This window comes from Aliivibrio thorii (assembly GCF_057368585.1).
The window spans coordinates 1,308,397-1,334,318 of the sequence record NZ_CM170654.1; the positions used below are offsets into that span (position 1 = coordinate 1,308,397).

A 25,922-nucleotide genomic window follows, 5' to 3' on the forward strand; every position below is an offset into this window, starting at 1 on the left:
TGTATGCTTGATATTTGAGATACAGAGCCACCATTTTATTTGCTATGGTATTGAGTATTAGCTTCTTTTAACTGTTTTTCTGCGTAAGAAACCAAAACCGAATAAAGAAACTAAAGCGAATAAATTGAATGATGCGGCCTTTTTATACTCAAGTGAGATAACGATAGGGTCGTGATCTGAAGCGGAATACACATCTTTGTATTTCACCATGTCTCCTGTGTATTTCGGGCTGTATTCAAATAAGTTACTTTCTGCGGCATTGATGTGCCAATCTTCAATTTCTGTGACTCGATCAGCCAGTGATTCATTTGCTAATGCGTGATCAAGATTTCCTAATTCACCTGAGTAAGTATAAGAGAAAGTTTCTGTTCCGTGTAACAGTGTATTTAGATTTAAATACCCATAACCTTGTGTAATTTGGCTACCGATTTCTTCATATGGCAGTGGGTTACCTGCGGCATCATTCCCCAACGTAGTGTATGAGGCTGTGAAGATATCGCGGTCATATTTTTCAGGGCTGTAATCTGTCAGTGTCAGTAGTGGATCTTCCATGCCATAGGCATTCATATCACCTAAGATAAGTACATCACCTTCAACGGTACTTAACTCGTCACCAATGGCTTTCGCTGCTGATACTCTAAAGCGATTACAGTTGCCTTGTAGATCGGCAGGATCACTGTCTTCTTCGAAGTTCTGCCATTGCTCAATACACTCAGAGCCTTTCGATTTTAAGTGATTCACAACAACGGTTAGAGGCTCTTTTGCTTCTTTAACAATGAACTCTTGCACTAAGCTGTGACGTTGGTATTTATCATATGCAGGGTTAAACTCAATGGTGCCTTTGTTATCACGAGTGACGGTGTTTTCAGCCACGTGTTGTTCCGGTGTTTTGATTACTCGTGCTTTTCCTTCTAGTTTCACTTCGCTAGGACGGTAAAGTAGGGCAACCATAATGGCATCAGAGCCTAAATATTCACTTTGATATTTATCAGCGGCTTCAATTTCAACGAATTTATAATGATCTTCTTCATCTTCAAAGTTGGCATTTAGTGCTTTGGTTAGATCATAAATTGCACTGTTTTCACCAAAGCCGTTGTTTTCAACTTCCATTAAACCAATGATGTCTGCATCAATGGCGGTTAGAGCGGCAATGATTTTTGCTTGTTGCACCGCAAAGTCATCGGCATTTATCGCGCCACGGTTTTGACCTGTTGGGTTGGCATCACCACCCGTTGCCACTGACGTAAAGTAGTTTAAAACGTTAAAGCTTGTGATGGTTAAATCTTCATCTTCAATGCTTGGTTCATCAGTTCGTTCTACGTTGAATAGCGTGTCGCCATCCGCGTTGAACGCTTTAGTAATGATGTTTTCTTGTGTGATTGTATTGGTCGCGACTAATCGATATTGGTCATAGGAATAAGCAATAACGCCTTCTAATCCTTCAATACGAGCGCCTAAACGAAGGTAAGAATCGGCACTGCCATCTTGATCTATATCAGATGAAAAATCTGGGAAGTAAGGGACTTTTCCGTTTGCTGCTTTATTGTCTGATTCAATGGTAATTTGGCGGTTAGCGTTATCTTTCGCTAATTGAATTGCTTCAGTACTTTCTGCTGCGAACAGTTGAGTAGGTTTAAATAGAGGCTCACCATGAGAAAGCATCATGTTGTTGCGCTTGCTATCGTAATCAAAGCTAAAGTTTCGTGTGATACGTAGATCGGAATGAGAGGTTAATTTAACGTGCATGCCTTCGTGACGTTCTAGTGCTTGAGCCAGCGTTTCCCCTTCATTAATTATCAGTTCTGTTACTGCAACTGGAGACACTGAACGTTGAACAAGATAGTTATTGGTGTCTGGTTTTAGTTGTGTTTGGTTGTAGTATTCTTGTACTTTTGCTTTTACACAAACAACAGCGCCCGGTTGAATATCTTGTGCTGGGGCGCTACCAGTACTGACAAAAATACCTTCAGAGCTATTTGAATCATGATCATCATTTAAGCCTTGTAGGTAAAAGCCTTTTAATAAGCTTTCGCCACGAGCGGTGACAATACCTTGCACAAAATAGTCATCATCAGAAATGAATCCACTTGTAATTAATGGTGACTTATCGCCCGTACCTTGAATCGAATTGATCTCTGTAAAGGTTGGGGTATTACCAGAATCTGTTTCACAAGCAAACGGTGGAGGTGGCGTTACGCCTTCTTGGTATGCTCCCAAGCCTTCAATGTTATCTTTTGGTTTTTCAAGCCACATGTTGGCATCAAATGTGGTACTTGGCGTTTGAACTGCACGTACAAAACTTTTGTCTTTGCCCCAATCAACGTCACCATCAATACCAATTCGGTCATGCTCTGTACCATCTTTAAATAACATGTATGTCTCGTCGCCATTATGGTTGACGATACTTTCAATACTGTCGGTTACGGTTTTAATTTCATCAGAGGCGCGGCTATTTGAAATCACATAAACACTTTTTGCGTTCAGTGTTATTGCGGATAGATCGAGGTCATTTTTCCATTCATTTAATCCGTTGTATTTAGATTTAAGAACATAGCCAGAAAGAGAGACTGGACTGTTTCCTGTATTACTGATCTCTAATGATTTATTGTAACTTCCGCCTTCAACATATTGAGAAATAACAATATCTGCAGAAACATTACCAGAGATCGCTAAGCCAATTGCCATCGCCAGAGAGCTTTTTAACTGAGTTGTTTTCATTTTACTGCTTTCCATAGTTGTTGTTATATGAATTAAAGATTTATTTATAATATTTATTGTTAAAAGCTCTCATATTGATATGTCATATTCATTACCTTTGCATTAAGACTGAGATCTAAATCGTTTTGAAAAGGTGTAAATTTGGCATAGGTCAATTAAATAACAAGATCGGTAATAGTGGATATTTAGACAGGTATCTATGGTATAAGATTAATTGAAAGTTATTAGTTCTAACACTTACATTGATTTTTGGCATGAGTCGAAACTGTATGAATTTATAATAAAAAGAGCTAATGAAACTCTGATTGGCATGTAATTATAAAAAACCATCACTATTTATAGGCGCATTTTAATGAAGAAGACCACTCTTTCTATTTTGATTTCCATAGGGTTAATGTCGACTCCTGTTTTTTCACATGATGAGCCAAACATTGCGTCTATTGCGGTTTCATTAGCGAACAGCTATGAGCAAGGAATCGATATTGATGCGTATTGGGTAAGTGAAAAACTAGATGGGATAAGGGCTTATTGGACTGGAAGTGAATTACTTACTCGTAAAGGGCATACTATTGTGGCTCCTGATTGGTTTATTGAATCACTACCTGATTATGCTATTGATGGTGAGTTATGGGCTGGTCGAGGAGGATTTCAACACGTAGCAAGAACAGTTCTTGATAGCCAACCTGATGATAAACAGTGGGCTGATATTCGTTTTATGATGTTTGATTTACCACAGTCGGCAGGCATGTTTCCTAAACGTTATTATGAACTTGAAGCGTTAGTGAATACATTAAATCGTCCCCATTTGAAATTAGTTGAGCATTATCCTATCAGTACAGAAGAAGCTCTTTTAAAAGCATTAGAAGTGATTTCTGCCCAAAATGGTGAAGGGCTGATGTTAAGAAAACTTGAGGAAGAGTATCGTCCGGGGCGTAGTGATGATTTAATTAAAGTAAAAAAACATCAAGATGATGAAGCGATTATTGTTGGTTACACCGATGGGAAAGGAAAATTCAAAGGAATGGTTGGGGCATTGATATTAAGAATGCCTAATGGAAAAGAATTTAAAATTGGCAGTGGTTTAACACTTGCTGTGAGAGAGAATCCACCAGAGCTAGGCGCTCAAGTGACCTATCGCTACAATGGGTTTACAGACAGTGGTATCCCTAAGTTTGCGAGATATATTGCAGTACGAGAAGGGTATTAATAGAGCGCCTCGGGGGGAAGGGTGGCTCTATTTTTACAGGATATATGTGCATTTATAAAAAGATACGGGCCTATAAAGCTTTAACGCTATCACGAATCATAAGAGTTGGCTCTAACTGAAACACTCGGTTGGTTTCTGATTTTGTTGCAATTTTTTCTAATAGAGAATCAACAGCTTGTTGGCCTAAACGATGTTTTGGTTGATGAATTGTCGTCAATGATGGCGTGATGTATTTTGCCATCTTTATATCATCGTAACCGACAATAGAAATGTCGTTAGGAACTGAAATTCCTTTCTTACTCGCACAATTGATCATACCCATTGCCATCATGTCATTAGACACAAATAGGGCTGTTGGTAGCTTTCCTCTTGCATGAAGTTCATTAAATGCACTTTCACCACCTTCACACTCAAAGTTTCCTGACGCAATCCATTGTTTGTTGATTTCTAATCCAGACTCTTCCATCGCTTGCACAAACCCACTTAAACGCTGTTGTGCTTGGAGTTTATTAAGAGGGCCTGTTAAACAACCGATTTCAGTGTGGCCCTGTTCAATCAGGTGCTTTGTTGCTAAATAGCCGCCATGATGCGAGTTATCTTGGATTTTATCACTTGGAAAATCAATTAAGCCCCAATCCATCACAACGGTTGGAACCGCTTGGTAACGAGAGAACAACTCAAGTACTTGGTTTTCAATCTCAGTACACATCAATAATAAGCCATCAACACGCTTTTGTAGTAGGGTATCTAAGCTTGAATGAACTCGTTGTGCATCGCCCTCGGTGTTGCATAAAATAAGGTTATAGCCCATTTCATAGCAACGTCTTTCTACGCCTTTTACGACTTCACCAAAGAAAGGGTTGGTAGAGGTAGTAACTAGCATACCAAAGGTTTTTGTATGATTGACTTTTAAGCTACGAGCGAGTGCTGAAGGTGCATAGTTTAGCTCTGTAACAGCAAGCGCAACACGCTCTGAGATGTCTTCACTGACAAAACGTGTTTTGTTTAATACATGACTGACGGTAGAAGTTGAAACTCCTGCATGCTTGGCTACATCTTTGATTGTTGCCATAAATTCAATCCTTTATTTATGTCTTTATGAGCAAATCACAAAGGTATTTTGCTCATAAAGACATCAAAATCGGTATTAATGTTCTAGTAAAAAACGTTCTACTTCTGTAATAGAAGGAATAGACGTTTGAGCACCCATTCGTGTAACTGAAATAGCGGCGGCGGCATGAGCGAATTTAATGGCATCATCTAATTTGCGACCAGATTGTAATCCTGTTAAGAACGCGCCATTAAAAGTATCACCGGCACCTGTTGTGTCAGTTGCTTGAACTCTAAAACCTTCAACTTGACGGCCTTTACCATCTTGGCTGATCCATACCCCTTTGCTACCCAGAGTAATCATCACTGTTTCAATGCCTTTAGCATGAAGCGCGTCGGCAGCCTGTTGTGCACTTGTCATATCTGTCACTTCAATGCCTGTTAGTAATTCAGCTTCTGTTTCATTAGGCGTAATCATATCAACAAGTTGTAATAAGTCATCACTTAATTGGTGAGCAGGGGCAGGGTTTAATACAACCTTTGTGCCTGCTGATTTTGCAATTTGTGCTGCTTTTTCTATAGTTTTAATAGGTGTTTCAAGCTGCATTAATAGGGTATCAGCTGCTTCGATTAATCCGTGGTGAGGAGCGATACGATCTGCCGTTAGTCGTGCGTTCGCTTCAGCAGAGATACAGATGCTGTTTTCACCCGTTGCAGCCACTTGGATCATTGCAATGCCTGTTGGGGTGTTTTCTTCTATCATTACGGCTTGGGTATTAATGCCATCGATTTTAAATGCTTCGATCATTTGGTGACCAAAGCTGTCGTCACCTACGCTTGCGATAAATGCGATATCAGCACCTAAACGAGCAGCAGCAACGGCTTGGTTTGCGCCTTTACCTCCAGGAATAACAGAATAGCTGTGACCGTGTAACGTCTCGCCAGGGCGAGGGAAAGAAGCAACTTGAAGGACGTGGTCTGCGTTTACGCTACCTAAAACAACTAATTTATTCATAATGTGCCTTGTTTCTTATCTGTGACCGGAATGTGGTCTTAAAACCTATGGGTAAATGTTTTTTCTTTACTTCATTTAACGATACGTTTTATGTGTATTTTTACTCTTCTGAGAAGAGTGGAGCATCGATACAATTTAGTTGTGAGCGTATCAATGCCCCAGTTTTATTTATTAAGCTATCTTATTTTTTTGCGATAACTTTCAGGTCAACAGGGATGTATTTTTCAACAGTTTCGCCTTTAAGTACCTTAACGGCAGTTTCAACACCAAGTGCACCGATTAGGTCTGGTTGTTGTGCGATAGTTGCACTAAGTAGGCCACGATTAACCGCTGCAATACCATCTTCTGTGCCATCAAAACCTACGATTAATACCTCTTTACCTGATGCTTGAACAGCACGTAGAGCACCTAACGCCATTTCATCATTTTGAGCAAATACCGCTTGAACATCAGGGTTTGCTGCAATCATGTTTTCCATTACGTTAAGACCTTTAGTACGGTCAAAATCAGCAGGTTGGCTACCAAGTAGAGTCAGATCGCCATTATCAACCGTTTTCATGAAGCCTTCACCACGCTCACGCGCAGCCGATGTACCTGCAATACCTTCAAGTTGGATAACGCGTGCTTTTTCGCCCACTTTTTCCATGATGTATTTACCGGCCATTTCGCCACCAGCAACGTTATCTGAAGCAATATGGCTCACTACGTCACCACGGCTTGCACCACGGTCAAGCGTTAATACAGGGATGCCAGAGCGGTTAGCCATACGAATCGCATTTGATACCGCGTCAGAATCTGTTGGGTTAATTAGAATTGCTTTTACACCACGAACCGTAAGATCTTCAATGTTTGAAAGCTCTTTACTTGGATCATTTTGAGAATCCAGAACAATCAGTTTGTAGCCTAGGTCTTTTGCTTTTGCTTCAGCGCCTTCTTTCATGGTCACAAAGAATGGGTTGTTTAAAGTAGAGACGACCATCGCCATTGTATCTTGAGCCGAAGCTGTTGATGCAAAAGAGGCAGAAAGTAGTGCTGCAGAGATTAGGGTTGCTAACTTTTTCATTCTATATTCCTTATAAGGGTGTAGGGCGGCACAAGTCAAACATGGTACGTCTGGTTGTGCCTATTCTTGTTTTAAACAGCAAACGAATTTATAGGGGTATCGTTATTTAAAATATGCTTGATTATATAATTATTAGGTATTACTTGTTTTTGTTGTCCACTAGTACTGCCAGCAAGATAACCACAGCTTTGGCAATCATTTGGTAGTAAGAAGAAACATCTAATAGGTTTAGTGCGTTGTTCAAGAAGCCGATAATCAGAGCACCAACTAAAGTACCCATAATGCGACCTTTACCACCCGCTAGGCTTGTACCGCCAAGAACTACCGCTGCGATAGCATCTAGCTCATAACCCATACCTGCTGTTGGTTGAGCTGAAGAAAGACGAGACGTTACGATTAAACCAGCCAGTGCTGCAAGTAGACCACAAATAGCGTAAACACCGATTTTAACGCGATCCACATTGATACCAGATAAACGTGTTGCTGATTCATTGCCACCCAGTGCGTAAACATAACGACCAAAGCGTGTGTGATTGAGTAAGTACCATACTGATGCAAATACAATAACCATCAACCAGATTGGAACTGGGATGCCAAGTGCATAACCTGTACCGAACCATGCAAAGCTATCTGCAACATCAGTAAAGCCTGTTGAAATAGGGCGACCTTCGGTGTAAACCATTGTCACACCACGTAATAACGTCATTGTTACTAGCGTTGCGATAAAGGCTTGAACCTTACCTTTAGCGATAATGATACCGCTGATTGCACCCAGAGCAGCACCTGCAAGCAGTGCAGTAGGAACCGCAATCATTACCGGAATTTCAAGACCAATCATGGTTGCAGCAAAGGCACCACAAAGGGCTAATACAGAGCCAACACTTAAATCGATACCTGCGGTTAAGATAACCAATGTCATACCTACTGCGATGATCGCGTTAACCGAGGTTTGACGTAAGATGTTTAAGATATTGTCGACAGTGAAAAAGTTGTCATTCAAAAAAGAAACCACGACAATCAAAAGCAATAGCGCGATTAATGATTTTTGTTCAATCAGCCATTCTTTAGAGAAGATGCCGCCTTTCTTTTGTTGTGATTCTGCTGGAGTCATAGATTTAGTGCTCATGCTGTTACCTCGACGTTTTGCTCAACAGTTTTACCCACTGCACAAGCCAGTAATTTTTCTTGATCGGCATCTTTTGCCATAAATTCGCCACTGATATGGCCTTCATGCATAACTAAAATGCGATCACTCATTCCTAATACTTCAGGCATTTCAGATGAGACCAAAATAATACTCATGCCTTCTGCTTTAAATTGGTTAATTAGTTGGTAGATCTCTTTCTTTGCGCCAACATCAACACCACGTGTCGGTTCATCTAAGATCAACACTTTAGGGCGAGTCATCAAGCCTTTAGCAATTGCTACTTTTTGTTGATTTCCGCCAGATAAATTACCAATGATTTGATCACGAGTAGGGGTCTTAATGTTAAAGAGACGAATGAAATCTTCGACAGCAGTGACTTCTGCGTAGTGATCTAATTGAACCCCTTTCGATAATTTATCGAGTGAGCATAAAGACATGTTTTCTTTAACTGATAGACCTAAAACAAGTCCATCACCTTTGCGATCTTCAGAGATATAAGCGATGCCGTTTGCCAATCCATCACGAGGTGAGATTGGGTTAATCATCTTGTTGTTTAGCTTGATAACGCCGCATGTCATTGGCTCTGCACCGTAGATGATTTTCATCAATTCAGTACGACCAGCGCCCATTAAACCTGAGACCCCAAGGATTTCTCCGCGATCTAATGAGAAGCTAACATTATGAACACCAGGACCAGATACATCGATAAGTTCTAGAGATTTTTCACCGTGTTGAACTTCAATTCGAGGGTATTGCTCATCTAAACGACGGCCTACCATCATTTCGATAAGTATGTCTTCATCAATCTCGGCAACGACTCTTTCACCAATGAATTTACCATCACGAAGCACGGTAATATCATCACAGATCTCGAAGATCTCTTTTAGACGGTGTGAGATATAAACAATGCCGCAACCTTCATCACGAAGCTCATTAATCACTTTAAATAGAGATTCAGTTTCAGTGTCTGTTAATGCATCTGTCGGTTCATCCATAATGATAACTTTAGATTTGAATGACAGTGCTTTGGCAATCTCAACCATTTGTTGTTCACCTAAACTCAGTTCACCTAATAGCTGACGAGAGTGGTGTTTTACATTTAAGCGTTTAAGTAGGGCGTCGGCATCACTGTACATTTCAGCCCATTTGATGCCACCAAATGCATTGGTTTTCTCACGGCTTAAAAAGATGTTCTCAGCAATGGTCAGTTCAGGAATAAGATTAAGTTCTTGGTGAATAATACTGATACCAGATTCTTGAGAATGCTTAGGTCCATTAAAGTTAACGGCTTTTCCTTCGTAGCGAATTTCACCTGCATCCATTGCGTAAATGCCGGTTAATGATTTCATTAAGGTTGATTTACCCGCGCCATTTTCGCCCATTAAGGCCATAACTTTGCCGGGATAGACATTAAGACAAGCGCCATCCAGTGCTTTAACACCGGGGAAGGCTTTCTCAATGCCGTTTAATTCTAAGATAGCTTGAGTCATAACGTGTCCTATTTAAAATACAACGCCAGATTGGAAAATCACGTTAGCGTAAGGAGTGCATTCACCTGTGCGAACAATGGCTTTGCTGTTACGAGTATGGACTTTGAATTCTTCATGAGGAGTATATGAAACCGTGATTGGCTTACCACGCAGTTCTTCCTCAAGGTGAATTAGGCTCATTAGCGCATCATGTAATTGTGGGCTAACGGTTTTGAATTCTTCAGCAACAACCACGCCTTCAATTTGCATTTCAGCAAGCGTTGCTTTTACGGTATCAATAAAGGTTGGTATTCCCTGAACTAATGCCAAATCGATTCGTTGTGAGTCTTCTGGAACAGGCAAGCCTGCATCACAAATCGTAATTTCATCAGTATGGCCAAGCGTGGCGATTACATACGATAACTCAGCATTTAGTAGTGTATTTTTCTTCATGAGAATACCTTTAGTTAATTAATAATGAACACATACTGCTTATTTAATGCTCATCGAAACGTTTGCGTAAACGTTTCGATGGTGAATTTAGAGCAAGAAATATCACTTTGCATCAAGGAATGTAACTAAGTGTGATCAAACGCAGAAATCTAATTGATGAAAGACCGAATAAGAGATCTGGCGCAAATTTTTATTATTCAACCTTGGTAAGACTTAAATTATTTTTAACACAAAGCCTTTCATTTAAATTCTCATGATAAATAGAGAAGGGAGAGTTTCAATTTAACTGATTAGCCATTAGTTTTTTGTAATAGTTGACACTTATCATAAATATAGCAAATGTCTCACAGCAATTATAGACATACACTATAGTTGTAAAGCATATAAATGATATATATTCCTATTGGTATCGTTCCCATGATGGGGCGGATTATTATAAAATATTAAAGGGAATAATTTTATGCTAAAAAAACACATTACGATGTTACTAATGACATTTTCAGGATTCACTTTCGCAAATTGTTCGGTTCCTGACACTTTAGAAAATATGACATTTATTAATGTCGTTGATCCTACTTACTCTACTTTAAATTCTAATGCAGGTGCTATTGTTAAAGTAACGTATTCTAATGAAAAGTATGTGACTGAATTTCTTAATAGAGAATTAGGTCCTTTTAATGGTAGTTATACTTATAAGGTATTAGACAAAGATAATGGTATTGGGATTTATTTTGGAGATGAGCAATTCCCTTTAACTAAACCTTCTCATTCTGTTCTTTTTAAATGCTTAACAAATACTTATGGTATGGCAATATTTACTCAGATATCGGGAGTGAATGAACCTATAGGTAGACAGAACATGCTTACTTATACAGTGACTGAACACTAAATCATTCCTTCGTATTAACTATTAATTAAGAGTAAATAATTGTGAATATAAAATGTGCGGTTACCGCTATCGCTTTAATAATAAGTCCTCAACTTTATGCTTATGAACGTTATTCTGTTTTTGAAGATTATGTCGATCAAAATTCAGTAATAGCAAATAATTTACGGCTAAACACCTTCGTTAAAATCCTTAAGGAAAAGGAAAGTATTGTTGGAGAGTATCTCTATAATGAACAAAATAAAGTCACTCAACGTAAGTATTTAGACAGTATTTTTAACTACGAATATAACCCCGATGGGACTGTAAAAGTAGCGAAGGCTTTGATGCAACCTAATAATCCTGATTCTCATATTAAACATACCAAACAAAATTTTATTTCTGAATATGAATACAAAGAAATTAATGACAAAAGGGTTGTTAGTATTGAGCGTAAAAAGGTGTTTAACGATCATGTTTCCAATTTAGAGGGGTTACCAGAGGAAACGTATACTATTAAATATGAATACAGTGATGAAGGACGTTTAATTAAACGTATTCAAAAATCAGATAACCGTTTAGATAAATTGAAACTTGTTTACCGTTATTCTTATTACTCTGATGGACGACTAAAAAGAGTGAAAGAGATTAAGAAATTGAGCCATACCGTTTTGGATAGAAATACTCTGAAATTAGACTATTATGATAATGGTGAAATTAAAAAAGCAACCCATGAAAAACAAGGTAACTTGGTAAGAGTAGTGGAGTTAGAATACATAGATGATGGTTCATTGATATACGGTGTACATTATGTAGACCCAATAAAAGAGTGGAAAGTTGATATGGACTTTTTTGGGCTTGCTTTCTTTCCGATTAAATACCTCAAAGAAACAAGCGGTGATAATATTACTCAGTATGAATATAATTATCAAAATACGGATGGTGACAGATTGCCTGACGCGCTTGATGTCAAACTTACGTTACCAAGCAACCTGGCTATCGATCTTAAATATCGTTTTGAAAACAGCCAATTTTAGATCTGTAGGGTTGTAATACTTAGTATTAAATACCAAGCTATGAGATTGACTTGGTATTTTTTGTTAAATATCGATAAATAGATGCATTATTGTTCATAACCTGTCTTTAGATTTGCTCTTTTATGATTTAAATTATTTATTGATTTGTATAGTATCAATAGGTGTATTAATTGTAAGGTTGAGGGATTACATGCTAAATGAACAATGGTTAGATATTGATGATGATAAGCTATATTGTTTATCAACCCAATTTGAATCGTCTAAGAAAACAGTCGTTTTTATTCATGGGTTAGGGGAGTCTCATCTTTGTTTTGTTGATGCGCTTGATTATCTTGCTCAATATAATTTAGTCATGTTTGATATGTGTGGGTATGGATACTCTCCTGCATCTAATATTTCCCATACTACTAAGTTTCAAGCTTTGCGTGTATTAAAAGCGCTTGATTTACTAGAGGTTAAAAAGTGTGTTCTTATTGGCCATTCTTGGGGTGGGGATGTTGGTACGTTAGCGTGTAACCTTGATGATCAAAATAGAATTGATGGGTTTATTAATGCAGAAGGTGGATTACACGAAGAAAGCATTATTTTGTCCAAAATTATCTCTGATAAATATCGTAGCACTGATAAGGTTGAGTTTGAATCATGGGTGCATGGAGATGGCTTTGCTAAACAATTCTCGTTCTTTTGGGGGCACAGTGCAGGGATTAAATATTTATCATCATTGAGGCGTTGTTCTTCTACCGTATTAGGGGAAACCGCCAGTGAAATATATGCACAACATAAAACACTTGACTCAAGAGGCGTTGTTGAATGGGGGCAAATGTATGAGAATTTAGACTTACCTAAATGTTATTTTTGGGGAACAAATAGTCTTGATGAGTGTAAAGAAGCATTAAACTTTATTAACTCGTTAGAAAATATACCATTTCAAAATGCTAATCATTGGGTTCAAAACGATGCTCCTCTTTTTTACAAGGAAGTAGATAAGTTTATTGGCCATCTAGAGTAAAAATAACGATTAAATCGTTTCCGATGGATTTAACCGAGTCATCGAATGTTCTTCACTTCTTTCATATTAAATGCCAAGTTATATGTATAACTTGGCATTTTTTGTACCGAAATCATTCCAACTGTAATTATTAGTGTTCAAACTAAAATTTTCGTTTAACGGCTATCTTTGATACAATCTCGCGCCTGTTTTTGATGGAAGATTAAATGAAATTACTATATTGGTTAGATGAGTGGTTAACCAACTCACGTTCAGAGCAACAAGCACAACTGCCAATGTCTGGTGGAGACTTACTAGACAACGTATATGTTAAATATAACTTTGTTGATGTGAACAAGCCGCTATTATTCACTTTTTCTCCTGCTGGAACTAACGTACAAGAGCAAGATCTGCATGAAGATTTTGCACCTTGGGGTTACCACTTAGCACAAAAACAGCAAGTGAACGTTATCTCTTTCCAACACTTAGGAAAAAGCAATTGGTTTCGTAGTCGAAATTTGATTTTCTTTTTAGAACAATTAGCTACGTTGCTTGAACCTTTTACTTATCGTTTAGGTTATGGGCTGAGTCGTGGTGGTTTTGCTGTCGGTGCTTTTGCAAATTTATTGCAACTTGACCAAGTATTACTGTTTCACCCAGTTAGTACTAAAAACCAAAAAACAGCTCCTTGGGATGATCGCTCTAGTACTGAAATTGCACAGCAGTTTGATTGGGAAGGTGACTATCACGATCTTGATTTAGGTAAAGCGAAGGGTTACATCATTTATGACCCAACCAACCGTATAGACCGTTTGCATGCTAAACGCTACCCAGAACTGACCCACTTACGAGTGTTTGGTATGGGGCATGGAACTCATGCAACTTACTTGAATAAATTTGGCTTTTATAAACAAGTCGCCGTCGATTTCATTCGTAATCAACAGATTGATATTGCTCAGTTCCGCCAACAAACGAGAACATTGCGCTTTAAAGAAGATTATTACAAAAGTCTTAGCAAAGTGAATTCGAGTTCAGAACATCGTTTGGGTCTTTTAAGTAAAGCTCATAATATTCTGATTGATGAGAAAGAAGAACATGTGCAAGAGCATCAAGCACAAATTGATGTGCAGCCGCTTATTGATATCGCAATTAGACATCAAGATGATCATCCTAAAGATGCGATTAAATTATTAGAAATGGCTCAGCAATTAGTGCCAAACGATCCTTTAGTTGAACATAAGCTTAGACAGCTACTTTAGATTTTCTTTCGTTGTCTGAAGAAAAAGCGTCCCGTTTAAAATGGGGCGTTGTTGTATTTGAGCTATTATTTTTATTAATAGAACAGCTTGGATGATGGATTTAATTCACTTTAGAAAGCAAAAATAAGTTAAAATAGTCAGTTATTATCTTAGCTTTGAGCCCTTTATATTAATGAGCACTATTACATCTCCAGCCAACTTTACTGAACTTGGCCTTATTTCTCCTTTGTTAGCGCGGTTAACTGAGCTGGAATATCAACAGCCAACGCCTATTCAAGCGCAAGCTATCCCAAGTGTCTTAGCTGGACGTGACTTAATTGCGGGAGCAAACACAGGCTCAGGTAAAACAGCAACATTTGCTTTACCTATGTTGCAGCAAATCGCTGAACTTCAGCAATCAGGCAAAGTACAAAATACGAAAGGTAACTATGTTACTGGTCTAGTGTTAGTTCCAACTCGTGAGCTTGCTAAGCAAGTGGCTGACAGCATTAAATCTTATGCGGTGCATTTTAATGGTGCGATTAAAACCGTTTCTGTTTTTGGTGGCGTTTCAGTCAATACTCAAATGCTGGCACTGCGTGGTGGTGCTGATATTTTGGTTGCGACTCCGGGTCGATTACTGGATTTGATTTCAAGTAATGCTATTAAGCTTGATAAAGTAAAAACCTTAGTACTTGATGAAGCAGATAGAATGCTAAGCCTTGGCTTTACTGATGAGCTTAATCAGTTGCTTTCATTAGTACCAAAGAACAAGCAAACATTATTGTTCTCAGCAACGTTCCCTGAAGAAGTACAAACATTAACTCAAGAGTTACTTAATGACCCTGTTGAGATTCAATTACAAAGTGCAGATGCAAGTACACTAGTACAGCGTGTATTTACCGTTAATAAAGGTGAGAAAACCGCAGTTTTAGCACATTTGATTAATCAGAATGAATGGCGACAAGCACTTATTTTCGTTAATGCGAAAAACAGCTGTAATCACTTAGCTGATAAACTTTCTAAACGTGGTATTACTGCTGAAGTATTCCATGGTGATAAAGGACAGGGCGCTCGTAGTCGTGTTCTTGAAGCCTTTAAAGCCGGTGAGATTGAAGTGTTAATCGCAACTGATATTGCGGCTCGTGGTTTAGATATTGAAAAGCTACCAGTAGTAATTAACTTTGATTTACCAAGAAGCCCTGCTGATTACATGCACCGTATAGGTCGAAGTGGCCGTGCAGGTGAAGTGGGTTTAGCATTATCATTAATTGATTTTGAAGATTATCATCACTTCAAAATCATTGAGAAGAAAAACAAAATTCGTCTTGAGCGTGAACAAATCGCAGGTTTTGAAGTGGATGAAGAGATCACAGAAGCTTTATTAGAAGCGATTAAACCAGTGGCAAAACCAGAAGGCACTGGCAAGAAGAACAAAAGAAAATACCCAGATAACTGGTAAATATAACGTAAGTTATTAAATTAGAATGAAAAGCACTCGACACTTAACCTTGTCGGGTGTTTTTGTTTTAATGGTACTATTGAAAGGTGAATTTAGACTGATATAACTAAGATTATTAGGGAGAAGCTTGTATGAAATTGTTATGGATACCTTTTTCATTGTTTTTGTTTGGTTGTAGTGAGCAACCCCAGTTAAGGCCAGATATACATCAAGCGGTTTCAGTTGCGCTTGAAAATAATGCCGCAGATTTTGATGTCGCTTATACCGATTTAAATAATGATGGACTTGAAGATGCCGTTGTTATGCTAAAAGGCATGAACTGGTGTGGTTCTGGTGGTTGTTCAATGTTGGTTTTTCAAAATACAGGATCAGACTTTGCTCTTACTTCTAAAAGTACGGTTATTGGTACGCCAATAAGGGTTACTGAGACAAAAAAGAATGGATGGAATAACTTAATTGTTTGGTCCAAAGGGAAGGGGAATGTACTTATGACATTTGATGGTAAGAGCTACCCAACTAACCCTTCTTTGCAGGATGGTGTTAGTGAAGAAGAAACCTTAAAAGCGAAAACTATTTTTAAATAGATAATATATTGAATCTTAATCCAAAGTAAATTTGGAAAAATATAAGGTATCTCGATGAGAAAGTTTTATACAACCGAAGGTAATACTGCTTCAAAAAAAAGAAAAGAAGTATACCCAATTCTCGCTTTGTGTGAAAAGTGTGTCATTCAATATACAGTGATCAGCGAAGGGGAAAGAACCTATGATGAATGTGCAAAATGTGGTGCTGATGATTAATTACAGTATTGATTTGTAATAGTGGTACTATGTTTCACGTTATATAAGTAATCATATTTAAGTTAAGGAAAGAAAATGAGCGCAATTGGTAATTTAATTTGGTTCCTTTTTGGTGGTGTATTCATGGGCTTGGCTTGGTGCTTTTTTGGCATTCTTGCTTTCATTAGTATTATTGGTATCCCATGGGGGAGAGCGTGTTTTGTTATTGCTGGATTTTCATTTTTTCCTTTTGGAAAAGAAGCGATTGCGCGTGATGAATTGACGTTAAATGAAGACATTGGTACAGGTAGCCTTGGTTTTATAGGTAATGTGCTTTGGTTTATTTTTGCGGGTTTCTGGCTGGCAATCGGACATGTAATATCAGCGGTTGCGTGCTTTGTTACTATTATTGGTATTCCATTTGCGATTCAGCACTTAAAGCTTGCTGCCATTTCTATTGCTCCTATTGGGCAGACAATTGTAGATAAAGAAGTTGCAGCGGCCGCTCGTAATGCAAATGCAAGAGCAGAAGCAGATAAGTGGCGATAAGTGTAATATCAAATAGCATCGATAATATCATTGTTATTGATGCTATTTATCTTTATATAAATAATATATCTACCTAATAAATTCGCACTTTATTCTTATTTAATTTACGCGTCTATTCATTTTTAACTTGCCAGCAGATTTTTTTTCACTAAAATCGCGCAACATTTATTTTGTTAGTGATTATTTAATGAAAACGCTAATGGCTGGCATCATGCTGGCATCTACTATTATGCTATTAACTGGCTGTGTTACTTTTCCAACTCAAGAATCAGAAAAAGTAGACGTTATCTGGGATGAGGTTGATGAGGTAAAAGACTGTCAACGAATGGGAATTGTATTTGGTTCTGAAGGCCATTTTTATGATTATTGGTTACATGCAGATAAAAATATGGTTTGGGGAACATTAAACCAAATGCGTATTAAAACTGCAGCATTGGGGGCTAATACATTATATTTATTTCAGCCTTTGAATTTTTCAAGTTCAGTAACTATGTTTGGTAACGCTTATCTATGTGATAAAAAAGAAGAAGTAAAACCGTCAGCATAATAACAAATATAGTAACCATATTTAACCGATGATATTAAATAAAGCAGTGAAGTGAGTTAATCATCACTGCTTATTTTCTAAGTATACTGACTGTAAGTGATAAGATTTAATTTATTTATCGGTAGGCTCTGATATTTGATACAGTTTGTGTTCGTCGCAGGTAGTCTCACAATTACATACCTTATTAACTCCGACATTATTTAGCCCGCCGCAACTGCCTTGAATTTCTTTTCGACCAAAAATTACCCCTAGCGCCATTAATAAAATAACGAGTATAAAAACGCTAAAAGTAATGAATAGGGTACTCATTGTTTCACTCCAAATACAGTAAACTGCCCGTTGATGTTTTGTTGAGGCTTTAATATTCTCGGTGGTGTATTTACTTCTTTTTTACAGCAGTTTTTTTTGCTGTTTTTACATGGGCGTCCTTGAGAGGGGTCGATTAGTTCTGTTAGTTCAGAAAGTTTTAGTGTTTCTAGTGATACACGACCAGATGTGCGAAAAACACGAATATTAGCATTAAGTAGTTTTGCTAATATCTTCTGTCCAATATTTCGAATTAAGACAGCATCTGTCTGTTGTTCTTTTAATAGTGCTAATAGGGATTTTTTTCCACCACAACTGTCGTTATTCAATGCTGGATTATTTCTGATTATAGAGTCGTTCTTATTGGTAAATACAAACGACTCTGCTTTTGAAAAATGGCCAGCGATGCGTTCATTTTGATAGGGGATTGCAAATATCATTCTTCTTTCTCCGTTTGGAGCATTAAGGCCTTTCCTTGCACTAAGCAACTCGTTACTTTGAACCTTGCCTGTTTAACAATATTCCCGAAGGTTTGACGTGAAACCATCATTTGTTCAGCCGCTTCTTGTTGGCTGAGACCTTCAAAATCGGCGAGGCGTAGAGCTTCTAATTCCTCAGCAAGTAACTTAATTTGTGGTAGTTCAGTTGTAGGTACACCATTTGGCTTAAAGCAACTGTAAGGTGCTCTGCCACAGATTCTGCGACACTTTTTAGGTCTAGCCATGAATACTCTCCATTAAATATAAAACGATTATAAGAATGTTTTTAGCATATGCCAATAATTATTCTTGGCATATGCTAAAAACTAGTTCAGTAGTCAGATTAAAAAGTAATCACGGCGCTATTTTCCTTTACTTAGAACAATTGGTTTGTAGAAGTAATCACGACAAAGAACGTATTTTTCGTTATTATTCGGCCTAATTAGAATAATTTAATTGGCTAAATATTATGAAAATATCTGTTGATGGTGGCTCTTTTAAGGTTTCAGTTGAAACTGAATATGCAGGGCTAGTAGTTGAAGCGACTAAGATTTTTCACACAACGCGTGAGCAAGCAGGATCAAACGACAGAGCAATCTTGCGTTTTCTACAAATCATCATTGAACACCGTGAAGACAACGATGCTATTGGTTATGCATCAATGGGGTTGCTGGGTTGGTATAATGAAGTGATTTATCCGGTTGAAGATAAAGATATTGTATTGAATCTACCTAAAATCTTACCGCATTTATTGAATCCAGCGGGTGATTTAACTGCAACAAGTGCCACAGAAATGAATACTTTTAAGCACTAAATGCAGTGTGAAAGTTAGCAGATAATAATAAGGGATGCCCTCAATATTTTGAGTATTGGGGGCATTTTTTCGATTATTTATCAATATAAATAAGGCAATAGACGTTTTACATCAAGAATTGAATATCTATTAACTTTTACACTAATTTCTGTAATGAGCAGAATAGCTAGTCAATGGTATTGGTATAAATAATGAGCCAAGAAGAGATTCAAAAAACAATAGCGAGTTTTACCAAGATAGAGCAAGCATTAGATCATTTTGACATTGGTTTTGATAGTCGTTTTATTGATGAGAATCGCCTACAGCTCATGAAGCGTTTTAATGGGTATTTGTTACTGACAAAGCCGGATGATTGGTTTTCTGCTCGCCGCGCCCTTAAAAATGCATATTGTAAGGTGCAAAGGAGCTATTTGAGTAAACATACTCGGTCTGCTTGTCGAGGCTGTACTACGTGCCAACGTCGATAATGAGATATAAAAAATCCCCTTAGTGAATAAACATTAAGGGGATTTTATTTAACGAATGAATTACTTAATATTTAAGCTATTCATTTGTTGTTGAAGCTTATCTAATTGCTGCATTTTTGCTTTCAATTGAAGTGATTGAGAGCTAATTGCTGCTGGGTTCATTTGCGTACTCATCTGCATTGGGTAATCAGGTAGAGTGTTAAAGAACTGACCTAATACATCTTGCATTGGAACGAATAACCACATGTTGTCTGCCATCCAGCGCATATACATACCAGACTCATGTGGTGCTTTTTCAAATGGGTCAGCACGTAGGTGGATGATTTGAGGCCAGTTTGGCTCTAGACGAACGGCATTCGAGATATTACCTTCCATCACTGCAAAGTTTAGTTTCCAATCTTTCCAGCGAACCGCATTTAATTCACCATTTGCTGTGAAGTAAAGTAGTGATTCACGAGGGCCTTTATCAACTTTACCTTCAAACAACGGTTTGAAATCGTAACCATCAATATGTACTTTGAATTCTTTGCCATTAGCTTTATAGCCTTTAGCCAGTTTTTCTTTCACATTAGGAACACCAGCGGCATCAAGTAAGGTTGGAAGCCAATCTTGGTGTGCCATCATTTCATTGATTTTAGTTCCTGGTTTGATTGTACCAGGCCAACGTACAAGCTGTGGAACGCGCATACCGCCTTCCCATGTTGTCCCTTTTTCACCATAGAATGGAGTTGCACCGCCATCTGGCCATGTTGCTGTTTCTGCTCCATTATCCGTTGAATAAATAACAATGGTATTGTCTGCAACGCCTAACTCGTCAAGCTTATCAAGTAAGATACCAACTTGGTCATCGTGCTCAAGCATGCCATCAGCATAAATACTTACTCCTGATTTACCTTGGTATTTTTCTTGTAGGCGAGTCCACACGTGCATACGTGTTGTGTTATGCCAGATAAAGAATGGTTTATCTGCTTTTACTGCTTTCTCCATGAAAGCAAGTGATGAATCTAAGAACTCTTCATCTGCATGTTCCATACGCTTACGTGTCATAGGACCGGTATCTTCAATCTTGCCGTCAGCGTATGATTTTATAACACCACGAGGCCCGTAATTTTTACGGAACTCAGGATCTTTAGGGTAGTAATAAGTTTCAGGTTCTTCTTCTGCGTTTAAGTGATAAAGGTTGCCGAAGAACTCATCAAAACCATGATTTGTTGGTAGGTGTTTATCTTGATCGCCAAGGTGGTTTTTACCAAACTGAGCAGTCATGTAACCTTGTTCTTTAAGAAGATCGGCAATAGTTGGAGCCCAATCAGGAATACCGTGATCAGATCCTGGCATACCAATGGTTAATAAACCGGTACGGAAAGGTTCTTGGCCTGTAATGAAAGCAGCACGTCCTGCTGTACAAGATTGTTGTCCATAGTGATCAGTAAAAAGTGCACCTTCATTAGCGATACGGTCAATGTTTGGGGTTTGATAGCCCATCATGCCTTGATTATAAGCACTGATATTCCAATAGCCTACATCATCACCAAAAATGGCAAGGATATTAGGTTGAGAAGCCGCGAGTGCGGCACCTGATGTGGCAAGTAAGCCGACACCAACAGCGATCTTACTTAAATGATGACCCATAAAGAACTCCAATTAGTTATGATTAATTAGCTGCACTCTAAATGAGAAATAATTAGTCGTCGCTTTATAGGCGTTATAACCAAAAGTTATTTTTATATTTAATTGGTTGAATATTAAAGATTTTATTTGGTTTGGTAGTGTTTTTTGATTTCACGTAAAGTGAGAGCTTTCTCAAAGAGTTTTAATTGGTAACTCTTTAAAAATTTTAGAATATCGACTGGCATAGCGAGACCATCGATATACATCACTTGCTATGGCTGCTTCGAATACGGTAACAATTTCAGGTTGTTTTAATGCTCTACGAAAGGCAAACAATTTACTGATTTGTTCAAACTCTTTTGGGGTAAATCCAACCGTTTCTTTGAAAGCATTTCTGATTGTTTTTTCGGAAATGTTTTTTTCTTTTGCTAATTGCTTAATGGCATCGGTGGAGGACATTTCCATCATATAATCGACACATTTAGGAATGAAACTTCGTCTTGGCAAGCGACTTCTTCCTGTTAACGATTGGGGACGCATTGGTGTAGGGTGCAAAGATAAGATTTCGACAATTCGCATTAATAATATTGCGCCAACATTTGAATCTTTGTTAGGGAGTATCTTACTAGCATGGCGAACAACAGTTTTTAATTCTTGTGCATATTTTATATCGATATTAACAGGAACCAAACTATTACAAAGTTCCTGGAATTGTTTGTTATTTGTATTTATATCACAAACTAAAATAGGGCAGTTGGCTGGTATTTGAAGGCAAAAAGGGTGTTGGCTTTTTTCTGAAATTAACGCAAATTGATGTTCTTCGCAAAGGAGGCCATTAAAACGTAATCCTTTATTGTTGACGTCTAATAATAATAGTGTTTTTGGTTTGAATGATTGGGGTAGATGAAAACTGAATAAAGATAAAGGTTCAGGACTTTCAAATAAATAAAAATCTACATTATTTCGTTCAAGGTATTGAAACGAAAAGCAGGCTTCATTCAGTGGAGAATTAAATGTAGTGATAAGTGCTTGCCCATGGAATAAAGACCATAATTTTTCACTAAATTCATCAAAAGTGAAGTGTTTATTTAATGGCATGAGTTAGCCTTTTATCTATCTTAAAAGCGTTAAAATAGGGCTCATGGGAGCCCTAAATAATATTGGAATTATTTACGAGCGTTAGCTACTTTTTCCATATTCATCATTTGATCCATAACTTTATCAACGGAGAAGCTAGGGATTTCTTGACGTGGTGGAAACTCTTTAAAGCTTTGTAGCATTGCTGCTACTTTTGCTTGTGCAGGAACAAGTAAGAATACATGCTTAAACATCCACTCATCGTAACCAAAACCTTGATCTGCTTTCTCGTATGGGTCTACTTCCATATCGAAAATCATAGGAATACGTAAGTTTGTGAATTCACGAGTCCATACTTCCCAACCTTGATGCTCTTGGATCTTAAAGTGAAGTTTCCAGCGACCATCACGCATTGCAAGTAGGTCACCATCATCAGACCAATAGAAGAACTCTTTACGTGCGCTGTCCTTTGATTTACCTGTTAAGTAATTTACTTGGTCGTAACCATCTAAATGGTTTTTATAAGTGGTGCCATTATCTGCTTTATAGCCTTTTAATAACTCTTGCTTGATGTTTTTATTCCCAGCAATCGCAGTTAATGTTGGTAGCCAATCTTCACCTGCAAACATTCCGTTTAGTTTTGTTCCAGGATTGATGTGGCCCGGCCATTTAATTACTGCAGGTACACGGAATCCGCCTTCCCAGCCTGTATTTTTTTCACCGCGGAATGGGCCAAATGCAGCATCTGGCCATGTTGCATTCATTGGTCCGTTATCTGTGGTGTAAATAATAACGGTATTATCACTGATGCCTAAGTCATCAACTTTATCCAGTAAGTCACCGACAATGCTATCGTGCTCTACCATGCCATCGGCGTAAAACCCAAGTCCGGTTTTACCTAGATTTTCTTCTTTAACATGAGTTTGAATATGCATACGAGTTGCGTTATACCAAGTGAAGAATGGTTTATCTGCTTTCACTGCTTTTGTCATGAAATTCATAGCAGCATCAAGGGTTTCTTCATCAATGGTTTCCATGCGTTTACGTGTTAAAGGACCCGTATCTTCAATTTTTCCATCAGCGTAAGAGTGGATGACTCCTCGAGGACCAAAGTTTTTACGGAAATTAGGGTCTTTAGGGTAATCATCGTATTCAGGTTCTTCTTCCGCATTTAAGTGGTAAAGGTTACCCATAAATTCATCAAAACCATGATTAGTCGGTAACATATCGTCACGATCGCCTAAGTGGTTTTTACCGAATTGTCCTGTCGTATAACCTAAATCTTTTAGGGTTTGAGCAAGGGTAATATCTTGTGCTTGTAATCCTTGTTTAGCTCCCGGCATCCCAACTTTAGTTAAGCCCGTTCGAATCGGCATTTGTCCTGTAATAAATGCAGATCGTCCGGCAGTACAAGATTGCTGCGCATAATAAGAGGTAAATAGAGCACCTTCATTGGCGATACTATCGATATTCGGTGTTTGATAACCCAGCATACCTTGGTTATAAGCTGATATATTGCCATAACCAATGTCATCACCAAAAATGACAAGGATGTTTGGTTGATCTGCAGCGTAAGCAACTTGAATTCCTGACAAAACAAGCCCTGTTGCGATGGCTGTTTTTTTTACTACTTTGTTCATCGATATCTCCTGAAAGAATAATTTCAGCTAGATAATATTGGAAAGAAAACGGCATTATCCTGCAAAAGCGGAAAAAACGATGTATCGAAATTGGTTATTAAGTTCATAACCAGTAGTTATGTAGTTAAAAAGTGAAGTAATTGTTGTATATTTATTGTCGTTTTAGGGTTTATGTACTATACCTTTAATGGTGCTCTTTTTGTCAATGGAAACAGGAGTTTATATGGAAGTCAAAAAAGGAATGAAGCGCAGGCTAACAATACTAAGTGCAGTATTGATGGGAGCTTCGGGTTATACATTGGCCGCTGAAAAACCAAATATTTTGGTTATTTGGGGCGATGATATTGGTCAATCTAACATTAGTGCGTATACCTTTGGTTTAATGGGATACAAAACACCGAATATCGATAGTATTGCTAAAGAAGGGATGATGTTTACCGACTATTATGGTGAACAATCCTGTACGGCGGGTAGATCTACTTTTATTACTGGACAAAGTGTTCTACGAACTGGTTTAAGTAAAGTTGGGTTACCAGGTGCTGATATTGGCCTACAAGCAGAAGATGCAACCATTGCTGAAGTGCTTAAGCCATTGGGTTATATGACTGGCCAATTTGGTAAAAACCACCTTGGTGATAAAGATGAATTTTTACCTACAGCGCACGGATTTGATGAATTTTTTGGCAACCTTTACCATCTAAACGCTGAAGAAGAGCCAGAGAATATTGATTACCCTAAAGATCCTGAATTCCGTAAAAAATTCGGTCCTCGTGGTGTTATTAAATCTTATGCTGATGGAAAAATTGAAGATACGGGTCCTTTAACACGTAAACGTATGGAAACTGTCGATGATGAAACGGTTTCTGCTGCGATTGACTTTATGGGTCGAGCAGTTAAAGCGGATAAGCCATTCTTTGTATGGTGGAACGCAACACGAATGCATTTTAGAACTCACGTAAAACCTGAATTACAAGGTTCAACGGGTATCAGTAATTACGCTGATGGTATGGTTGAGCATGATAATCACGTTGGTGAAGTCTTAAAAGCGGTCGATAAACTAGGTATTAAAGATAATACGATAGTTTTCTATTCCACGGATAATGGCCCTCACATGAATTCGTGGCCAGACGCAGGTACAACGCCGTTCCGTAGTGAAAAAAATACCAACTGGGAAGGGGCATACCGCGTTCCTGCAATGGTTCGTTGGCCGGGTAAGATTGAACCGGGTGTAGTATCGAATGAGATTATGCACCATATGGATTGGCTTCCAACATTTGCAGCTATTGCTGGAAACGACAAGATCAAAGACCAGCTTAAAAAAGGAACTAAGCTTGGTAATAAGAGCTTTAAAAACCACCTAGATGGCTACAACTTTCTTCCTTATCTAACTGGTGAAGAAGAAAAAGGTCGCCGTGAAGAAATTTTCTATTTTACGGATGATGGCGATTTAGCGGCACTTCGTTATAACAAATGGAAAGCGGTATTCATGGAGCAACGTGTGAAAGGTACGCTTCAAATTTGGGCTGAACCGTTTGTTACATTACGTGTGCCTAAGCTGTTTAACTTACGCATGGACCCATACGAAGTTGCTGACGTAACGTCAAATACTTATTATGATTGGTTATTAGATCATGCGTATATGTTTGTTCCTGCGCAAGCGTATGTTGGTAAGTATTTAGCGACATTTGAAGAGTTCCCACCTCGTCAAAAAGCCGCAAGCTTCAGCTTGGATCAGGTAATGGAAAAGCTGCAACAGCCTCATAATAAGTAATTAAATCTCCCATAATGTTTGGGCTCTTCGGAGCCCTTTTTTATTTCAGTTAGCATTCACATATTCACGAACAGTAATGGAAAGATGTGAAGATATAGGCTATATCTAAGATGTTGTTATCTTTAGCGTTAGAGATGAAAAATAGAATAAATATCAATACAAGGATGTAT

General features: G+C 38.1%; 26 protein-coding genes. 13 read left to right on the forward strand and 13 right to left on the reverse strand.

Features of this window, described 5'->3' with window-relative positions:
• Positions 1–57 precede the first annotated feature (57 nt).
• Positions 58–2,718 carry an ExeM/NucH family extracellular endonuclease gene (locus AC2IP4_RS05870; RefSeq protein ID WP_486310664.1) on the reverse strand — a complete coding sequence of 887 codons (2,661 nt, stop codon included), beginning with the start codon at positions 2,716–2,718 and terminating at the stop codon, positions 58–60.
• Between the two features lie 352 nt (positions 2,719–3,070).
• Between AC2IP4_RS05870 and AC2IP4_RS05875 the strand changes: the two genes are divergently transcribed.
• Positions 3,071–3,925 (forward strand): DNA ligase, encoded by an 855-nt coding sequence (locus AC2IP4_RS05875; RefSeq protein WP_105054875.1) that lies wholly within the window; start codon positions 3,071–3,073, stop codon positions 3,923–3,925.
• Positions 3,926–3,995: 70 nt separating this feature from the next.
• Here AC2IP4_RS05875 and AC2IP4_RS05880 read toward each other — a convergent pair whose 3' ends face one another.
• The 6 genes from AC2IP4_RS05880 to rbsD all read right to left on the reverse strand — a co-directional run bounded on the left by AC2IP4_RS05880 (position 3,996) and on the right by rbsD (position 10,122).
• Positions 3,996–4,997 (reverse strand): substrate-binding domain-containing protein, encoded by a 1,002-nt coding sequence (locus AC2IP4_RS05880; RefSeq protein WP_105054874.1) that lies wholly within the window; start codon positions 4,995–4,997, stop codon positions 3,996–3,998.
• 75 nt (positions 4,998–5,072) lie between these two features.
• Positions 5,073–5,990: a ribokinase gene (rbsK, locus tag AC2IP4_RS05885; RefSeq protein WP_375322560.1), complete on the reverse strand. Its 918-nt coding sequence runs from the start codon at positions 5,988–5,990 to the stop codon at positions 5,073–5,075.
• A 181-nt stretch (positions 5,991–6,171) separates the two neighbouring features.
• Positions 6,172–7,053, reverse strand: a complete 882-nt coding sequence (gene rbsB, locus AC2IP4_RS05890) for a ribose ABC transporter substrate-binding protein RbsB (RefSeq protein WP_486306536.1) — start codon at positions 7,051–7,053, stop codon at positions 6,172–6,174.
• A gap of 139 nt (positions 7,054–7,192) precedes the next feature.
• Positions 7,193–8,179, reverse strand: coding sequence for a ribose ABC transporter permease (gene rbsC / locus AC2IP4_RS05895; protein WP_060991147.1), 987 nt, complete (start codon positions 8,177–8,179; stop codon positions 7,193–7,195).
• Complete coding sequence (gene rbsA / locus AC2IP4_RS05900; RefSeq protein ID WP_486310665.1) at positions 8,176–9,690, reverse strand: ribose ABC transporter ATP-binding protein RbsA; 1,515 nt, start codon at positions 9,688–9,690, stop codon at positions 8,176–8,178. The genes rbsC and rbsA overlap by 4 nt, the downstream gene beginning before the upstream one ends.
• A gap of 12 nt (positions 9,691–9,702) precedes the next feature.
• A complete protein-coding gene (gene rbsD / locus AC2IP4_RS05905) occupies positions 9,703–10,122 on the reverse strand; it encodes a D-ribose pyranase (protein ID WP_375322557.1) in 420 nt (139 codons plus the stop codon).
• 460 nt (positions 10,123–10,582) lie between these two features.
• Here rbsD and AC2IP4_RS05910 point away from each other — a divergent pair, with 460 nt between their 5' ends.
• From AC2IP4_RS05910 to AC2IP4_RS05950, 9 genes are all read left to right on the forward strand, one after another.
• Positions 10,583–11,011, forward strand: a complete 429-nt coding sequence (locus AC2IP4_RS05910; protein WP_486306534.1) for a hypothetical protein — start codon at positions 10,583–10,585, stop codon at positions 11,009–11,011.
• A gap of 41 nt (positions 11,012–11,052) precedes the next feature.
• Positions 11,053–12,024, forward strand: a complete 972-nt coding sequence (locus AC2IP4_RS05915; RefSeq protein WP_375322555.1) for a hypothetical protein — start codon at positions 11,053–11,055, stop codon at positions 12,022–12,024.
• Between the two features lie 190 nt (positions 12,025–12,214).
• Positions 12,215–13,033 (forward strand): alpha/beta hydrolase, encoded by an 819-nt coding sequence (locus AC2IP4_RS05920; protein ID WP_486310666.1) that lies wholly within the window; start codon positions 12,215–12,217, stop codon positions 13,031–13,033.
• 206 nt (positions 13,034–13,239) lie between these two features.
• Positions 13,240–14,271 (forward strand): cytosolic protein, encoded by a 1,032-nt coding sequence (locus tag AC2IP4_RS05925; protein ID WP_375322553.1) that lies wholly within the window; start codon positions 13,240–13,242, stop codon positions 14,269–14,271.
• 172 nt (positions 14,272–14,443) lie between these two features.
• Positions 14,444–15,712 carry a DEAD/DEAH box helicase gene (locus tag AC2IP4_RS05930; protein WP_375322552.1) on the forward strand — a complete coding sequence of 423 codons (1,269 nt, stop codon included), beginning with the start codon at positions 14,444–14,446 and terminating at the stop codon, positions 15,710–15,712.
• A 131-nt stretch (positions 15,713–15,843) separates the two neighbouring features.
• Positions 15,844–16,296: a hypothetical protein gene (locus AC2IP4_RS05935; protein ID WP_375322551.1), complete on the forward strand. Its 453-nt coding sequence runs from the start codon at positions 15,844–15,846 to the stop codon at positions 16,294–16,296.
• 54 nt (positions 16,297–16,350) lie between these two features.
• Positions 16,351–16,512, forward strand: coding sequence for a hypothetical protein (locus AC2IP4_RS05940; protein WP_375322550.1), 162 nt, complete (start codon positions 16,351–16,353; stop codon positions 16,510–16,512).
• A 75-nt stretch (positions 16,513–16,587) separates the two neighbouring features.
• The gene (locus AC2IP4_RS05945) at positions 16,588–17,040 is read left to right on the forward strand and encodes a YccF domain-containing protein (protein WP_105054863.1); all 453 of its coding nucleotides are present in this window, start codon (positions 16,588–16,590) and stop codon (positions 17,038–17,040) included.
• Between the two features lie 187 nt (positions 17,041–17,227).
• The gene (locus AC2IP4_RS05950; RefSeq protein ID WP_375322549.1) at positions 17,228–17,587 is read left to right on the forward strand and encodes a DUF4156 domain-containing protein; all 360 of its coding nucleotides are present in this window, start codon (positions 17,228–17,230) and stop codon (positions 17,585–17,587) included.
• Between the two features lie 111 nt (positions 17,588–17,698).
• On the opposite strand, the gene nqrM is transcribed toward AC2IP4_RS05950, so the two are convergent.
• Genes nqrM through AC2IP4_RS05965 form a run of 3 tightly spaced genes read right to left on the reverse strand, consistent with a single transcriptional unit; the run spans position 17,699 to position 18,617 of the window.
• Positions 17,699–17,896, reverse strand: a complete 198-nt coding sequence (gene nqrM / locus AC2IP4_RS05955; RefSeq protein WP_105054861.1) for a (Na+)-NQR maturation NqrM — start codon at positions 17,894–17,896, stop codon at positions 17,699–17,701.
• Entirely contained in the window at positions 17,893–18,333 is a 441-nt protein-coding gene (locus tag AC2IP4_RS05960; protein ID WP_375322548.1) for a NifB/NifX family molybdenum-iron cluster-binding protein, read from the reverse strand. The genes nqrM and AC2IP4_RS05960 overlap by 4 nt, the downstream gene beginning before the upstream one ends.
• Positions 18,330–18,617: a DUF134 domain-containing protein gene (locus AC2IP4_RS05965; protein ID WP_375322547.1), complete on the reverse strand. Its 288-nt coding sequence runs from the start codon at positions 18,615–18,617 to the stop codon at positions 18,330–18,332. Before AC2IP4_RS05965 ends, AC2IP4_RS05960 begins: the two co-directional genes overlap by 4 nt.
• 224 nt (positions 18,618–18,841) lie before the next feature.
• On the opposite strand from AC2IP4_RS05965, the gene AC2IP4_RS05970 reads away from it, so the two are divergent.
• Both AC2IP4_RS05970 and AC2IP4_RS05975 read left to right on the forward strand, forming a co-directional pair.
• Entirely contained in the window at positions 18,842–19,186 is a 345-nt protein-coding gene (locus AC2IP4_RS05970) for a hypothetical protein (RefSeq protein WP_375322546.1), read from the forward strand.
• A gap of 191 nt (positions 19,187–19,377) precedes the next feature.
• Positions 19,378–19,653 (forward strand): nitrogenase-stabilizing/protective protein NifW, encoded by a 276-nt coding sequence (locus tag AC2IP4_RS05975; protein ID WP_105054857.1) that lies wholly within the window; start codon positions 19,378–19,380, stop codon positions 19,651–19,653.
• A 60-nt stretch (positions 19,654–19,713) separates the two neighbouring features.
• Here the strand turns inward: AC2IP4_RS05975 and AC2IP4_RS05980 are convergent, their stop codons facing one another.
• The 3 genes from AC2IP4_RS05980 to AC2IP4_RS05990 form a co-directional block, all read right to left on the reverse strand.
• Positions 19,714–21,285: an arylsulfatase gene (locus tag AC2IP4_RS05980; protein WP_375322545.1), complete on the reverse strand. Its 1,572-nt coding sequence runs from the start codon at positions 21,283–21,285 to the stop codon at positions 19,714–19,716.
• Positions 21,286–21,456: 171 nt separating this feature from the next.
• A complete protein-coding gene (locus tag AC2IP4_RS05985) occupies positions 21,457–22,362 on the reverse strand; it encodes an AraC family transcriptional regulator (RefSeq protein WP_375322544.1) in 906 nt (301 codons plus the stop codon).
• A 68-nt stretch (positions 22,363–22,430) separates the two neighbouring features.
• Positions 22,431–23,981 carry an arylsulfatase gene (locus AC2IP4_RS05990; RefSeq protein ID WP_375322543.1) on the reverse strand — a complete coding sequence of 517 codons (1,551 nt, stop codon included), beginning with the start codon at positions 23,979–23,981 and terminating at the stop codon, positions 22,431–22,433.
• 223 nt (positions 23,982–24,204) lie between these two features.
• Between AC2IP4_RS05990 and AC2IP4_RS05995 the strand changes: the two genes are divergently transcribed.
• On the forward strand, positions 24,205–25,752 hold the full coding sequence (locus AC2IP4_RS05995; protein WP_105054853.1) for an arylsulfatase: 1,548 nt from the start codon (positions 24,205–24,207) through the stop codon (positions 25,750–25,752).
• Positions 25,753–25,922: the final 170 nt, after the last annotated feature.